Annotated in this window: 11 protein-coding genes; 7 read left to right on the top strand and 4 right to left on the bottom strand. The window is 42.2% G+C overall.

What is annotated here, in order from left to right; translation table 11 throughout:
• Positions 1-65: 65 nt before the first annotated feature.
• The 4 genes from DVR12_RS12805 to secA all read right to left on the bottom strand — a co-directional run bounded on the left by DVR12_RS12805 (position 66) and on the right by secA (position 5812).
• On the bottom strand, positions 66-1241 hold the full coding sequence (locus tag DVR12_RS12805) for a M20 metallopeptidase family protein (RefSeq protein WP_116976064.1): 1176 nt from the start codon (positions 1239-1241) through the stop codon (positions 66-68).
• The gene (locus DVR12_RS12800) at positions 1225-1665 is read right to left on the bottom strand and encodes an SPOR domain-containing protein (RefSeq protein ID WP_116976063.1); all 441 of its coding nucleotides are present in this window, start codon (positions 1663-1665) and stop codon (positions 1225-1227) included. Before DVR12_RS12800 ends, DVR12_RS12805 begins: the two co-directional genes overlap by 17 nt.
• 32 nt (positions 1666-1697) lie before the next feature.
• Entirely contained in the window at positions 1698-2366 is a 669-nt protein-coding gene (gene deoC / locus DVR12_RS12795) for a deoxyribose-phosphate aldolase (RefSeq protein WP_116976062.1), read from the bottom strand.
• Positions 2367-2488: 122 nt separating this feature from the next.
• Positions 2489-5812 carry a preprotein translocase subunit SecA gene (gene secA, locus DVR12_RS12790; protein ID WP_116976061.1) on the bottom strand — a complete coding sequence of 1108 codons (3324 nt, stop codon included), beginning with the start codon at positions 5810-5812 and terminating at the stop codon, positions 2489-2491.
• A gap of 540 nt (positions 5813-6352) precedes the next feature.
• Between secA and DVR12_RS12785 the strand changes: the two genes are divergently transcribed.
• From DVR12_RS12785 to DVR12_RS12755, 7 genes are all read left to right on the top strand, one after another.
• Positions 6353-7639 (top strand): MFS transporter, encoded by a 1287-nt coding sequence (locus DVR12_RS12785; RefSeq protein WP_116976060.1) that lies wholly within the window; start codon positions 6353-6355, stop codon positions 7637-7639.
• A 24-nt stretch (positions 7640-7663) separates the two neighbouring features.
• The gene (locus tag DVR12_RS12780; RefSeq protein WP_116976059.1) at positions 7664-8827 is read left to right on the top strand and encodes a Gfo/Idh/MocA family protein; all 1164 of its coding nucleotides are present in this window, start codon (positions 7664-7666) and stop codon (positions 8825-8827) included.
• Positions 8828-8849: 22 nt separating this feature from the next.
• A complete protein-coding gene (locus DVR12_RS12775; RefSeq protein ID WP_116976058.1) occupies positions 8850-9905 on the top strand; it encodes a sugar phosphate isomerase/epimerase family protein in 1056 nt (351 codons plus the stop codon).
• 132 nt (positions 9906-10037) lie between these two features.
• Positions 10038-10445: a c-type cytochrome gene (locus tag DVR12_RS12770; protein WP_116976057.1), complete on the top strand. Its 408-nt coding sequence runs from the start codon at positions 10038-10040 to the stop codon at positions 10443-10445.
• A 28-nt stretch (positions 10446-10473) separates the two neighbouring features.
• The gene (locus DVR12_RS12765; protein ID WP_116976056.1) at positions 10474-11196 is read left to right on the top strand and encodes a 3-keto-disaccharide hydrolase; all 723 of its coding nucleotides are present in this window, start codon (positions 10474-10476) and stop codon (positions 11194-11196) included.
• Positions 11197-11332: 136 nt separating this feature from the next.
• Complete coding sequence (locus DVR12_RS12760; protein WP_116976055.1) at positions 11333-12082, top strand: ThuA domain-containing protein; 750 nt, start codon at positions 11333-11335, stop codon at positions 12080-12082.
• A gap of 8 nt (positions 12083-12090) precedes the next feature.
• Positions 12091-15495 carry a ThuA domain-containing protein gene (locus tag DVR12_RS12755; RefSeq protein WP_116976054.1) on the top strand — a complete coding sequence of 1135 codons (3405 nt, stop codon included), beginning with the start codon at positions 12091-12093 and terminating at the stop codon, positions 15493-15495.
• Positions 15496-15566 lie beyond the last annotated feature (71 nt).

Below are 15566 nucleotides of genomic sequence, written 5' to 3'. Positions count from 1 at the left end.
AAAATTAGAAAAGAATCATAAGCAAAAAAACGTCCTGATTTCTCAGGACGTTTTTTTTATATCTTTTAAAATTGAGTAGCCAAATATGCCATAGTTCCCATTCCTATTTCTATAGCTTTTTCATCTATGTCAAATGTTGGAGTATGTACACCGGATGTAATTCCTTTTGCTGCATTTCCTGTTCCTAGCCTGAAAAAGCAGGCCGGAACCACCTGAGAATAGAAAGCAAAATCTTCTGCTCCCATCCTTATTTCAGTATCTCCTACATTTTCAGTACCCATATATTCTGTAGCAAAATCTATTGCTTTATTGGTCACTGCTTCATTATTATAAAGAGTAGGATACCCAACTAATATTTCAATATCAATCTCCGCACCCATTGCTTCAGCAATTCCAATAGCCTGTTTGCCGATCAGTTCATGAGCTTTAAAGCGCCATGTTTCATCCATAGCCCTGAAAGTACCCATCAGCTTTACCTCACTGGGAATAACATTAGTAGTAAACCCACCATTGAATGCACAAATTGATAATACTGAAGGAGAAAATGGATTATTGTTTCGGGAGATGATTTGCTGCAAACTTACCACTAACTGTGAAGCTACCAGGATGGTATCCACTGTCAGGTGAGGCTGAGCGGCATGGCCACCTTTACCTTTAACTGTAATATAGATTTCATCTGCACTGGCCATATATTTACCAGGGTGAAAACCCAGCTTTCCAACTTCCAGTGAAGGATGCACGTGCAAACCTAAGATGGCATCGGGGCGGGGATTCTCTAATGCGCCTTCTTCAATCATGATACTGGCACCCCCCGGATGTTTTTCTTCACCTGGTTGAAACAGCACCTTTACGGTTCCTTCAAATTGGTCTTTAAGTTCGTTCAGGATTTTTACTGCTCCTAAAACGCAGGAAGTATGCACATCATGTCCGCATGCATGCATTACGCCCTGATTGGTAGATTTATAAGAAACATCATTTGCTTCAGTGATAGGAAGCGCATCGATGTCGGCACGTAGTGCAATTGTTTTGGATGCAGGATTATTTCCTTCTATCAGGGCAATAATACCTGTACCGGCTATACCAGCATGATATTTAACCCCATATTCCTTCAGCTTTTCCTGAATAAATGCTGAAGTGTTATATTCCTGAAACGATAATTCGGGATGGGCATGCAAGTGGCGTCTGATGGCTGTAACCTCCGGGGCATAAGCCTTCGCCAACTCTTTAATACGGTTCTTCATTCGATAGTTCTTTGTCTGGAGTCACGTTAATAATTGCAGGTACTACAAATACACCGCCTGAGAAGAGATCCGATAATTTATCACGTAATTCCGTCGCTTCTTCTCTTGATCTAAAATCACCAACGCGAACTTTAAAATAGGGAGCCTGATAATCGAGATAGGTACGGTAGTCTGGAAACAACTGCATTACTTTAGCTTTTGCGTCGTTGGCATCTCCACGTTTATTGGTAGAAATCACCTGTACACGAAAACCGGATTGGTTGCGGATAGCCAGGTTATTGATATAGATTTGCTTTTTAATCAGCGCATCTATTCTATTATCCTTCACTACTCTTACATTCCCGTTTGAAGCCGTTTCATTATCCTGGGCCATGGCAAGGCTACTAATCAATAAACAACTTGCCAGGATGAATAATTTTTGCATGAATACTGTATAATTAAATAAAATGAATAATCTTATTGTGCTGTTCCTTCTTTGCTCTCTTTCACGATATTAACACTGGCACTTGCTCCAATGCGTGTTGCACCCGCTTCTATAAGCTCTTTCGCAAAAGCGAAGGTACGAATACCTCCCGATGCTTTTATCTGAATATTGGCAGGAAGATTTGCTCTCATCAACTTAACAGCTTCAATTGTAGCACCTCTTTCGGCGTAACCAGTAGAGGTTTTCACAAAATCGACCCCATATTTGCTGTACAGCTGGCAACATTTGACGATCTCTTCTTCCAATAATATGCCACTTTCTATAATTACTTTAATTACCTTTTTCTTCTCACGCACAATGTACATGATATTAGCAATCTCCTTTTCGAGATATTCCCAATCATTATTCTTAATAGCAGAAATATTGATTACCACATCCAATTCATCGGCCCCGTCTACAATTGCCAAAATCAGCTCGGCAACTTTAGCTTCTATAGCAGAATAGCCAAATGGAAAACCGATTACGGTTGCGATCTTAGTATTGGTATTCCCTAAAAATTGCTGGGCGATTTTAACATATAGAGGAGGAACACAAGCGGCGGCAAAATCATACTCTACACACTCCATGCATAGCTTTTTCACATCTTCGAGAGTAGTGGTAGGTTTCAGTACGGTATGATCTATGGTTCTATTGATATTCATGCAACAAAAATAAAGAAATTAGGCCGGATGGCACCAGGCCCCTATAAAAACGGATCGCAATCATGCTACCAGCCGATTGCGATCCATTAAGAATATAGAAATCAATGATTACGGATTAAAACCTACAGGTCTTTACCGTGACATTGTTTGTATTTTTTACCACTACCGCAAGGGCAAAGGTCATTACGTCCGATTTTCGGGCCCTGGTTACGGACAGGCTCAGATTTTACTTCTTCAGCCGTCTGATATTCAGCACCATGACCATTATGTTGAGGCTGAGCATCCATATCTTCATGAGTAGCACGCATACGGCTCATATCAGTTCTTTCTTCATGAGCTTCGCGGATTTCAGGTGCTTCTTCTCTGGAGCGGCTTCTCATTGGAATACCACATTTGGTTAAGAAAGCAACGATATCTCTGCTGGTTTCGCCATCCATGCTTTTGAAGAGGTTAAAGGCTTCGAACTTATAGATCAATAATGGATCTTTTTGTTCGTAAACAGCACTTTGAACTGATTGTTTCAGATCGTCCATTGCTCTCAGATGCTCTTTCCAGGCTTCATCTATCAGTGCAAGGGTAATACTGCGTTCCAGGGCATTCCTGGTTTCCAGACCATGAGATTCCACAACTTTCTTCAGGTTAGCCAGCACGTTTACACCTTTCTTACCATCGGTAAATGGAATAGAAATGTTTTCGATGTGGTGACCTTGTTCGTTGTAAATATTCTCAATTGCAGGAAGAGTATTAGCAATCAGATCATTGATTTTGCGCTGATAGTTTTCTTTCCCTTCATGATACAGTTTGGATGCTGTAGCCTGCAGATCAGCTTTAGCCAATTCTTCAGGAGTAATGGAAGTATCGATAGAGTAGTTCATGATCACATCCATTTTGAATGCTTCATAGTCACCACTTTCGCGATGGGTAGTTACCAGGTTTTCAGCAACATCAAAGAACGCGTTATCGATATCGATAGCCAGACGCTCACCGAACAATGCGTGGTTACGTTTTGAATAAATTACAGTACGTTGTTTATTCATTACGTCATCATATTCCAGCAAACGTTTACGGATACCGAAGTTATTTTCTTCTACTTTTTTCTGAGCTCTTTCGATAGAACGGGTGATCATGCTGTGCTGAATCACTTCACCTTCCTTATAGCCCATACGGTCCATCAATCCGGCAATTCTTTCAGAACCGAACATACGCATCAGATCATCTTCCAGGGAAACGAAGAACTGAGAAGTTCCCGGATCACCCTGACGACCGGCACGACCACGTAACTGTCTGTCTACGCGTCGGCTTTCGTGTCTTTCTGTACCGATAATTGCCAGACCACCAGCTTCTTTTACGCCAGGTCCGAGCTTAATATCCGTACCTCTACCGGCCATGTTTGTAGCGATAGTAACAGCGCCTGGCAAGCCAGCTTCGGCTACTATTTGTGCTTCACGGGCGTGTTGTTTCGCGTTCAATACATTATGAGGAACCTTTTCGAAGGTCAGCATTTTGCTAAGCAATTCGGAAACTTCTACGGAGGTAGTACCTACCAGTACAGGGCGTCCTTTGGCTTGCAGTTGTTTAACTTCTTCGATAACGGCTTTATACTTATCGCGTTTGGTTTTGTAAACCAGATCTTCAGCATCATTACGGGAAATTGGTAAGTTCGTTGGAATGGTTACCACATCCAGTTTGTAGATTTCCCAGAACTCACCAGCTTCAGTAGAAGCGGTACCGGTCATACCAGCTAATTTGTGGTACATACGGAAGTAGTTCTGCAAAGTAATTGTAGCAAATGTTTGAGTAGCTGCTTCTACTTTTACATTTTCCTTTGCTTCAATAGCCTGGTGTAAACCATCGGAATAACGACGGCCATCCAGGATACGACCTGTTTGTTCGTCTACGATTTTTACTTTTCCATCCATCACCACATATTCCACATCTTTATCGAAGAGAGTATATGCTTTCAACAATTGTTGAACGGAGTGGATACGATCAGATTTAGCGGCAAATTCCTGTAACAGGATATCTTTACGCTGCAATTTCTCTTCAGGAGATACTGACAGTTTTTCAATTTCTGCCAATTCTGTACCCACATCTGGCAGAATAAAGAAGTTTGGATCTTCACCACCTTGAGTAATCAGGTGAATACCTTTTTCGGTAAGATCTACGCTATTATTTTTTTCGTCGATTGCGAAGTACAAACCTTCATCTACTTTAGGCATTTCACGTTGCTGATCTGCCAGGTAGTAGTTTTCAGATTTTTGTAAAAGCACTCTATGACCTTGTTCGCTGAGATATTTGATCAGGGCACTGCTCTTTGGCAAGCCTCTCCATGCGCGCACCAGGGCCAGACCACCGGTTTTAGGGTCATCTTTTCCTTCAGCGATCAATTTCTTAGCTTCCTGTAAATATTGGTTAGTAGCTTTCTTCTGCATTTCAACCAGGTATTCGATACGAGGTTTTAATGCATGGAATTCCTGTTCTTCACCGCGGGGGATAGGACCGGAAATAATGAGTGGAGTACGGGCATCATCTACCAATACGCTATCCACCTCATCGACCATTGCGAAGTGGTGTTTACGTTGTACCATTTCATCCGGGTTATGCACCATGTTATCACGGAGATAATCGAAACCGAATTCGTTATTGGTTCCGTAGGTGATATCCGCCATGTAGGCATTACGACGTTCAGGAGTATTAGGCTGATGTTTATCAATACAATCTACTGTGATATCCAGGAATTCGAAGAGAGGGCCATTCCATTCAGAGTCACGACGTGCGAGGTAGTCATTCACCGTTACTATATGCACCCCTTGTCCGGCTAAGGCATTGAGGTAGGCAGGGAGGGTAGAAACCAGGGTTTTACCTTCACCCGTAGCCATTTCAGAGATTTTACCCTGATGCAATACGGTACCACCGATCAGCTGAACATCGTAGTGTACCATGTTCCAGGTAACCATGTTACCAGCTGCATTCCAGCTGTTTTTCCAGGTAGCCTGGTCGCCCTGAATAGTTACATAGTCTCTTGTAACCGCCAGTTGACGATCCAGATTGGTGGCAGTTGAAGTAATGGTTGGATTCTGAGAAAAGCGGCGTGCTGTTTCTTTTACAACAGCAAATGCTTCAGGGAGCAATTCTTTAAGAATTACTTCCAGTTGTTTATCGCGGTCTTTTTTCAGTGTATCTATTTCCTGATAAATGGCGTCTTTTACGGTAACGTCTTCTTCTGTATCGGCAGCAGACTGTTTTTGTGCAATTTCTTTATCTATTTCTGCGAGATGGGCAGCAATACGTGCGCGGAAGTCCTGGGTTTTGTGGCGCAATTCATCGATAGGCAGGGATTGAAGTTTTTCATACTCCTCATTGATCTGCTGCACCACTGGAGAGATGGATTTGATATCCCTCTCTGATTTATTCCCCCCAAATAGCTTTGATAAAAAACCTAACATGTTAAATGTTTAATTACGAATAACGATTTAATTTCTTGTAACCTAATCCCTTCCAGACCAAAACCAGTCGTTCTACTGCTTTAATGGCCTGTGGCGGCGGGCTTAGTAGTTGGATAGATGACATCCAGAGTACTCAAATATTGTGCTTGTAAAGACAGACTGTCAAGGTGTCAGTTTTTCAGCCGCCTGGCAAGGCCTGTAAAAGTAGGAATAAATTCGGGTTTTTCAGGCTGTTTTTACCTGCTTTTTAGAATTTAAACAGCTTAATTAACAATACGTTGAGATTTGACGGAATGGCTGCTTTTTGGCCGCATTTGGTTAACCGCTTATCAAAAAATATGACCACTCCCCGAGGTGCAATTATAAAATAACACGGGTGCTAAAACAATTCATTACAGTATAATATGAAAATTTTCAATTTTTTATGATTTCACCCATACAAAAAGCTAAAAATATGAAAATACTTTTTATAAATTTAAAGGTTTAACACTGTTTCTATCTATCACTTTAACCAAACACTTAACCAAAAAGTCCACGTTTATGGCAAACTCAATTCAACCGCAAAAATTATTCGTTGCCAGCTGTACGGCCTTGCTGGTAACATCCTTATCCTTTGGTATCCGTGCCGGCATCCTTGGCGATCTGGGCGTTTTGTTCCACCTGGATGTTAAACAACTGAGCATCATTGCCTCTACTGCCTTCTGGGGCTTCCCGCTGGCCGTGGTAATCGGAGGGTTTATTGTTGACATAATCGGCATGAAACGCTTGCTCCTCGCAGCTTTTGTTTTACACCTCCTGGGAATTGTGCTAACCATAACCGCAAGTGGCTTCTGGTCTTTATTCATTTCTACACTTTTCATCGGAATGGCAAATGGTACTGTGGAAGCTGCATGTAATCCACTGGTAGCAACCATTTTCCCTAATAATAAAACTACTAAGCTCAATCACTTCCATCTTTGGTTCCCTGGTGGTATTGTGGTAGGTACCCTGTTGGTGTTTTTGATGAAGAAAATTGGTGTGACCTCCTACCAGCTTCAGGTAGCAACTATGCTTATCCCTACCGTAGTTTATGGTTACCTGTTCATGAAACTCGATTTCCCGGTAACCGAAAGAGTAGCTTCAGGGGTTTCTACTTCCCAAATGTACCGCTCCATATTAAGCCCACTCTTTATTGTAATGTTTATCCTGATGTTTGGTACAGCTATTACCGAACTATTTACAGGACAGTGGATTGAAGTACTCCTGAAAAATGTTACTGAAAATTCAATTCTTATCTTAGCGTTAACTGCTGGTGTTCAAACCCTTGGCAGAGCAGTAGCCGGACCGGTTGTACACCGTATGTCACCAACCGGAGTTTTATTGGTTTCTGCAATATTTAGCGCTTTGGGCTTATATTTACTCGCCAGTGTATCCGGAAGCATGGTATTCGTAGCTGCTTTCATCTTTGGAATTGGAGTTACTTACTTCTGGCCAACTATGTTAGGATTTGTATCAGAAAATATTCCTGAATCCGGAGCGTTAGGTATGAACCTGATGGGAGGTGCCGGAATGTTCGCTGTTTCTATTTATATGATTTTCATGGGAGGTTTTTACGATGATATCATTGTTAAAAACTTACCAACAGGTGCAGCTGTAGACCTTTACCGCTCCGCTGCTGCCGGTACTCCTGAAGCCGCAGCTTTTGCACAAGCGACTTCTGTTGCCGGTCCGGAAATCATTAAAGCAACCCTGGTAATTCCAATTATTCTGATTGTAGCATTTACCGGATTATTCTTCTATATGCGCAATCGCAGGAAAGAACAAAAAGAACAGATTCAATTAGCTTAATTTAAAAAAACGATAATTGTAAATATGACACGGAAACTTAGAATGGGAATGATCGGAGGCGGTAAAGACGCCTTCATTGGTGCAATCCATCGCATTGCTGCCAATATGGATGGATTAATTGAATTGGTGGCGGGTGCCCTCAGTATCAATAATGAAATTGCGGTTGATTCAGGAAAAATGTTATTCCTGGATCCGGAACGCACCTACCTCGATTTCAAAACCATGCTGGAAAAAGAGGCTGCAATGCCTGCTGATAAAAGACTGGATTTCGTTACAATCGTTACTCCTAACTTCGCACACTTCGAGCCTGCCATGATGGCGTTAGACAAAGGCTTTAACGTAGTAATAGAAAAACCTATTACTTTCTCGCTCGATGAAGCTAAGAAGTTGAAGGAAAAAGTAGAAGCTACTGGTCTTACTCTTTTACTGACTCATACCTACACCGGCTATCCAATGGTGAAACAAGCCAAACAAATGGTAAAAGATGGTGCTTTAGGTAAAATCCGTAAAGTATGGGTAGAATATCCACAGGGTTGGCTGAGTAAAATGAGCGAAAGAGAAGGAAATGCTCAGGCAGCGTGGAGAACAGATCCTACTAAATCCGGTAAGAGTGGTTGCATGGGCGACATTGGTACGCACGCTGCAAACCTTGCTGAATATATCACAGGTTCCAAAATTGAAAAACTCTGTGCAGACCTGAACATTATGGTGCCGGGCCGCGCATTGGACGACGATGGTGGCGTATTACTGCGTTTCGACAATGGAGCTGCCGGTGTATTGATGGCTTCTCAGGTTGCTGCAGGTGAAGAAAACGCTCTTAAAATCCGTGTTTACGGAGAAAAAGGCGGTTTGGAATGGGCACAACAGGAGCCAAATACTCTCCTTGTAAAATGGTTAGATAAGCCAACAGAAATTTACCGTGCCGGTAATGGTTATGGCTTCCAATCGAGCTACATGACTGCCAATACACGCACTCCGGGCGGCCACCCTGAAGGCTACCTGGAAGCATTTGGTAACTTGTATCGCAACTTCGCCCGTACACTTACCGCGAAAATCGATGGCACTCAACCTGCTCCTGAATCTCTTGATTTCCCAAGTGTAGACGACGGTATCCGTGGTATGGCGTTCATCGACAACGTTGTTCGCTCTTCACAAAGTGAAGCAAAATGGACTACCTTCGAGATTTAGTACTCATCACTAGAACGACTGTATGAAAACGATAAAAGGACCTGGTATTTTTCTGGCGCAGTTCATGGGAGATGAAGCGCCTTTCAATAATCTGAAATCCATTTGCGAATGGGCTGCCTCAATTGGCTTTAAAGGAGTACAGATTCCATCCTGGGACACGAGGTTGATAGATCTGCAGAAAGCCGCTGAAAGCAAAACCTATGCAGATGAGATCAAAGGTATCGTGAATGCTGCCGGTTTGGAAATCACTGAACTGAGCTCTCACCTGCAAGGCCAGCTGGTGGCTGTAAATCCTGCATTCTCCGAAATGTTTGATGGATTTGCACCTGCAGCTTATCATAATAATATTAATGCTCGCACAGAATGGGCTGTTAACCAGCTCAAATATGCTGCTAAAGCAAGCCGTAACCTCGGATTAAGCGCACATGCTACTTTCAGCGGTGCCTTACTTTGGGCTCCTGCCTTATATCCTTGGCCTCAGCGCCCTGCAGGATTGGTAGAAACCGGATTTGCTGAATTAGCAAAACGCTGGCTGCCTATCCTCAACGAATTCGAGGAAAACGGAGTTGATGTTTGTTATGAAATCCATCCGGGCGAAGATTTGCACGATGGTATTTCTTTCGAACGTTTCCTGGAGGCTACCGGTAACCATAAAAGAGCTAACTTGCTCTACGATCCAAGCCACCTGCTTTTACAATGCCTCGACTATCTCGAGTACATCGATATCTACCACGAAAGAATTAAAGCATTTCACGTAAAGGATGCTGAATTCAACGCAACAGGCAGATCTGGTGTATATGGTGGTTTCCAATCGTGGATCGACAGGCCCGGACGTTTCCGCTCATTGGGAGACGGACAGGTTGATTTTAAATCCATCTTCAGCAAACTCACACAATACGATTATGCCGGATGGGCTGTCATGGAATGGGAATGCTGCATCAAGCATCCGGAAGATGGTGCTAAAGAAGGAGCTCCTTTCATTAAAGATCATATTATCCGAGTAACAGAAAAAGCATTTGATGACTTTGCCGGAGCTGGCACGGATGATGCTTTTAATAAACGCATACTCGGTATATAAATCGTACTGCAACAACCTATATTTTGGGATTTTGTTTATTGATTCTTTTGAACCCATAGACAAAATCCCAAAGTCATTAAATCAGTAATTCACAAAAAATCTATTATAAACAACTTATTAAAACTTCAACAAATGAGAAAGAGATATCTGGCGCCGCTGGTACTAAGTGCTTTATTTTTTGCAGCATGCGGAGGAGAATCCAAACAGGAAGAAAAGAAAGCTGATAACAGCGCTCAGGAAGCTCCGGCAGATAATTCAATGGTGTCTCCAAACGCAGGTAAACCTGAAAGCAAAGGAGAAAAATTAATGGCTGCCAGCGATTGCGGTACTTGTCACAAAGAAGGAGTTAAAGTTGTTGGACCTGCATTGAAAGACATTGCAGCTAAATATCCTAACACTCCTGAAAATGTTGACAAACTGGCTGAAAAAGTAATCAAAGGTGGTTCCGGTAACTGGGGTGAAGTAGCAATGCTGCCACATCCAAACGTTTCTAAAGATGATGCTAAAGAAATGGTTAGCTACATCTTGTCTTTAAAATAATCTCTATCATCAATCAACTTTATAGTAAATGAAAAAAATCATCATGGGTGCCCTGATGCTTGGTGCTGTAATAAGTACTCAGGCTGTTAATGCCCAGAAGTTAAATACCTTGTCATCTAAAGAGAAAAAACAAGGCTGGAAACTCCTTTTCGACGGTACTTCCACCAACGGTTGGCATAGCTACAACCAATCTTCTGCCAGCCCAGCCTGGAAAGTAGTTGATGGCGCTATTGCACTCGACCAATCTGCAAAGAAAAATGGAGCTCCGGGTGGCGACCTCGTTACCAACGATGAGTATGAAAACTATGAGTTTACTATCGATTGGAAAATCTCTGAAGCTGGTAACAGTGGCGTTATCTTCAGCGTGCATGAAGATCCTTCTTTAAGCCAATCTTATTTAACAGGTCCTGAAATGCAGGTGTTGGATGATGATAAACATCCGGATGGCAAAAACATCAAACATAATGCAGGTGATCTTTATGATATGATCCAGGCTCCTAAACGCATGGCTAAACCAGTTGGCCAGTGGAATACTGCAAAAATCATTAAAAAAGATGGCCACCTGACTCTTTGGCTGAATGGTACTAAAACTGCCGAAACTACAATGGGTACTCCTGAATGGGATGCTTTGGTTGCTGGTAGTAAATTCAAAAACTGGAAAGAGTTTGGTAAATACCAAAAAGGACGTATAGCCTTACAAGATCACGGTAACGATGTATGGTACCGTAATATCAAAATAAGAGAACTTTAATCCCTTTTCTCGCAAAGTCGCAAAGGAAGCAAAGCAGCAAAGGTTTTTTAAAGAATTAAATTCAAATTATTAAAATAAAACCCTTTGCCACTTTGCTTCTTTGCATCTCTGCGAGAAACAATAACCCACGTATACAATGAAAACATTAACCACGTTTTTAACACTCATGCTCCTCATTGGTGCGACAGTTGCAAATGCAGGTCATAAACCAAAAGTTAAAAGAGTTTTAGTGTTCTCCAAAACCAAAGGTTTCCGTCACGATTGTATTCCAGCTGCTAAACTGGCAATCATGAAACTCGGAGAAGAAAATGGTTTTAAGGTAGACACTACGGAAGATGCCAGTGTTTTCACTCCTTCCAATCTTAAAAATTATGCTGCTGTAATTTTCAGCTGCACTACCGGTGATGTGTTGGATAGTACACAACAGGTAGCTTTCGAAAATTATATACACAAAGGTGGAGCATGGATGGGGATTCATGCTGCTACAGATACAGAGTATGATTGGCCTTGGTACAACAAGTTGGCTGGTGCCTGGTTTTTAAGTCACCCTGCCCAACAAACCGCTACACTCAGAGTTATTGATCACAATCATCCGGCTACTAAAGACTTGCCAGATGAATGGATCCGTAAAGATGAGTGGTACAACTTCAGAAATCTTAACCCCGATGTTAATGTGCTGATCAAAATTGATGAAAGCACCTACAACGGCGGTAAAAATGGGGATAACCATCCAATGTGCTGGTACCATGATTTCGAGGGTGGACGCGCCTTTTATACTGAGCTGGGCCACGTTAAGGAAGCCTATCAGGATCCTGTATTTTTGAAGCATTTGCTGGGTGGAATCGAGTATTCCATCGGCAACTGGAAACCCACTAAAAAAGACTAGCTATAGTAATGAAAAATTCAATTAAACTTCTTCTTCTCCTGGCGCTTGTTGGTTTTGCTGCCTGTCAGAAATCCCGCCCGGGAAAACCTAAAGTACTGGTATTCACAAAAACTGCCGGCTTTCACCACTCTTCTATTACACCTGGTATTACCGCCATGTATAAATTAGGGCAGGAAAATGGATTTGATGTTGATACTACTGTTGATGCTTCTAAATTTAATGAAGACACGCTTCAACAATATTCTGCAGTAATCTTCCTCAATACCACTGGCGATCTGTTGGATAATTACCAGGAAGCCGACTTTGAAAGATATATTCAGGCTGGTGGTGGATACGTTGGTATTCACGCCGCTGCTGATGCCGAATACGAGTGGGGATGGTATAACCACCTCGCCGGCGCATGGTTTCAAAACCACCCTCCAGGTGTGCATAAAGCTTCTATCCAAATAGTTGATAAATCTTTCCCTGCAACTGAAGGACTCCCGGAAAAATGGGAACATACCGACGAATGGTATAATTATAAAAACGTAGATACCACTACTACTGTATTGCTGAAACTCGATGAAAAGAGCTATGAAGGCGGTACTATGAATGGTAATCACCCAATTAGCTGGTATCATGATTACGACGGTGGCCGTGCTTTCTATACTGGCTTAGGACATACCGAAGAATCATATACAGATAGCCTGTTCCTGAAACACCTGGCTGGCGGTATCAAATACGCTATCGGTAAAAACCTGGTGCTGGATTATAGCCGCGCTACTACCTTACGCGTTCCGGAGGAAGATCGTTTCACCAGAACCCAATTGGTATCCGGCGAATTATTCGAACCAACGGAAATGGCTATACTTCCGAACCTCGACGTGCTGATCGCTCAACGTCGTGGTGAACTGATGCTCTATAATAATGCCGAGAAAAAACTCTCTCAGGTAGGAATATTGAATGTTTATCACCATACCGATGCTCCTAAAGTAAATGCTGAAGAAGGTTTCATCGGTCTGGCTGCCGACCCTCACTTCAAAGACAATCACTACATCTATACGATGTATTCACCTAAAGACACTTCTGTAAACCGTTTGTCTCGTTTCAAATTCGAAAACAACAAACTTGATATGTCTTCTGAAAAAGTAATCCTTCAGTTCTATTCACAACGTGATATCTGCTGCCATACCGGCGGTTCTATCGCATTCGGACCTGATGGTTTACTTTATTTATCTACAGGTGATAATACCACACCATTCGACGAACCAGGTCAGAAATATGTGAGCAAAGGATTTGGCCCAACCGACGACAGACCAGGTCACCTCCAATATGATGATCTGCGTGGTTCTGCAAATACCAATGATCTCCGTGGTAAAATCATTCGTATTAAAGTAAACGAAGACGGTTCTTACTCTATTCCAAAAGGTAACCTCTTCCCTGAAGGTACTGCCAACACTCGTCCTGAAATCTTCGCAATGGGTACTCGTAACCCATATCGTATGACAGTGGACCAGAAAACCGGGTTTGTATATTGGGGAGAAGTAGGACCTGATGCAAATAACGATGATTCACTTCGCGGACCAAGAGGTTATGATGAGATAAACCAGGCCAAGAAACCAGGTTTCTTCGGTTATCCTATGTTTATCGCTAATAACAAACCTTACAGAATGTATGATTACGAAACAGGAGAAAGCGGACCATATTACGATCCGTTAAAACCAATCAACCATTCTCGTAATAATACTGGCTTGAAGGAACTGCCACCAGCTACATCTGCTTTCATCTGGTACCCTTATGGTAAATCTGAAGAATTCCCGATTGTAGGTTCCGGAGGTCGTAATGCCGAAGCCGGACCAGTATACTACAGCGAATTCTATCCGAAAGAAACACGTTTCCCTGAATACTTTAATGGTAAACTGTTTATCTATGACTGGATTCGTGGTTGGATCATGGCTGTAACAATGGATAAAAACGGTAATTTCTCTAAAATGGAGAAATTCATGCCGCATACCAAATTCATTGCACCTATCGACATGGAAATGGGCCCTGATGGCCGCATGTATGTACTTGAATATGGTAATGGCTGGTTTAGCAAGAATGCTGATGCTGGTCTTGTACGTATCGATTACAACGGTGGTAACCGCGCTCCTAAGGTTGAAATTTCTGCAAGTCACCAAACCGGTGGTCTGCCATTTAAAGTAAAATTAAGTGCTGAAGGTTCTAAAGATCCGGATGGCGATAAACTTACTTATATGTGGAACTTCGGTAATGGAACCAAAAAAGAAACTACCGAACCTTTTGTAGAATATACATACACTACCGCTGGCGAATACCAGGCATTCGTTGAAGTGGCTGATGATAAAGGCGCTAAAACCAAAAGTAAAAACATCGACTTATACGCCGGTAACGAAACTCCTGAAGTGAAAATCGACATCGCTGGTAACAAGATGTTCTACTTCCCGGGCAAACAAGTTCGTTATACCGTTAACATTAATGATAAAGAAGACGGTAATTCAGCTGATGGTAAACTGGATGTTAACAACATCTTTGTGAAAGCTGATTATATCGATGGAAAAGATAAAGCAGCAGCTCCTCAGGGTCACCAGATCATCAGCGGCGCTATTGCTGGTAAAAATATCATGGAAGTTTCTGATTGTAAGACTTGTCACAAAGTTGATGAAAAATCTATAGGACCATCATTCAAACAAGTGGCTGAGAAATACAAAAATGATCCTGAAGCACCTGAAAAACTGGCTAAGAAAATCATCAATGGTGGTGGTGGAGTTTGGGGAGAAACAGCTATGTCTGCTCACCCTGCCATTTCAATGGGAGAAGCTAAACAATTGGTAGAATATATCTACTCTGTAGGTGGTAATACTACTAAGGTAGCTTCCCTGCCTGTTAGTGGTAGCATTAACCCAACTTTGGGTGGCGAAGTAAAAGACAATGGTACATTGTATATGCTTGCCAGCTATACCGATAAAGGTGGTCCTGGTATCAAACCAATTACCGGTATTGCAACCATCGAACTGCGCAACTCTAAACTGGGTGCAGGCGATTATTCTAAAGGTAATGGCGTTTCTGCTTTCTCTATCAATAACATGAAGCTCTTAATTCCTACTGATGGTGGTTCTGCAAGTTATAATAAACTTGATCTGACTGAAGTTGGTGGAATTGAACTGACTTATATGTCTCAGGAAGCTCTTCAACAAGGATATGTTGTTGAAGTATTCTTAGATGATGAAAATGGTACTCGTTTGGGAGAACTAACAATCGGCCCGGGCGCAGTAGCCATGGCTCCTAATAAAGCTATGCTTAAATTTACTCCGGTTACTGACGGCAAATTACACAACCTGTATCTCCGTTTCAAATCAACCGACGCAAATCAAAAAGTGCAGTTAGGTGTGGTTTCTGTAGCATTACTTCCTTAATAATCAACATTTATAAGGAAAGGGCATCTCATTTTTGAGGTGCCCTTTTTTTTGCCATTTTCAGGCATGAT

This window comes from Chitinophaga silvatica (assembly GCF_003419895.1).
Lineage (GTDB): Bacteria > Bacteroidota > Bacteroidia > Chitinophagales > Chitinophagaceae > Chitinophaga > Chitinophaga silvatica.
Note: the sequence above shows the minus strand (reverse complement) of the source record. Positions and strands in the feature narration are given on the sequence as shown.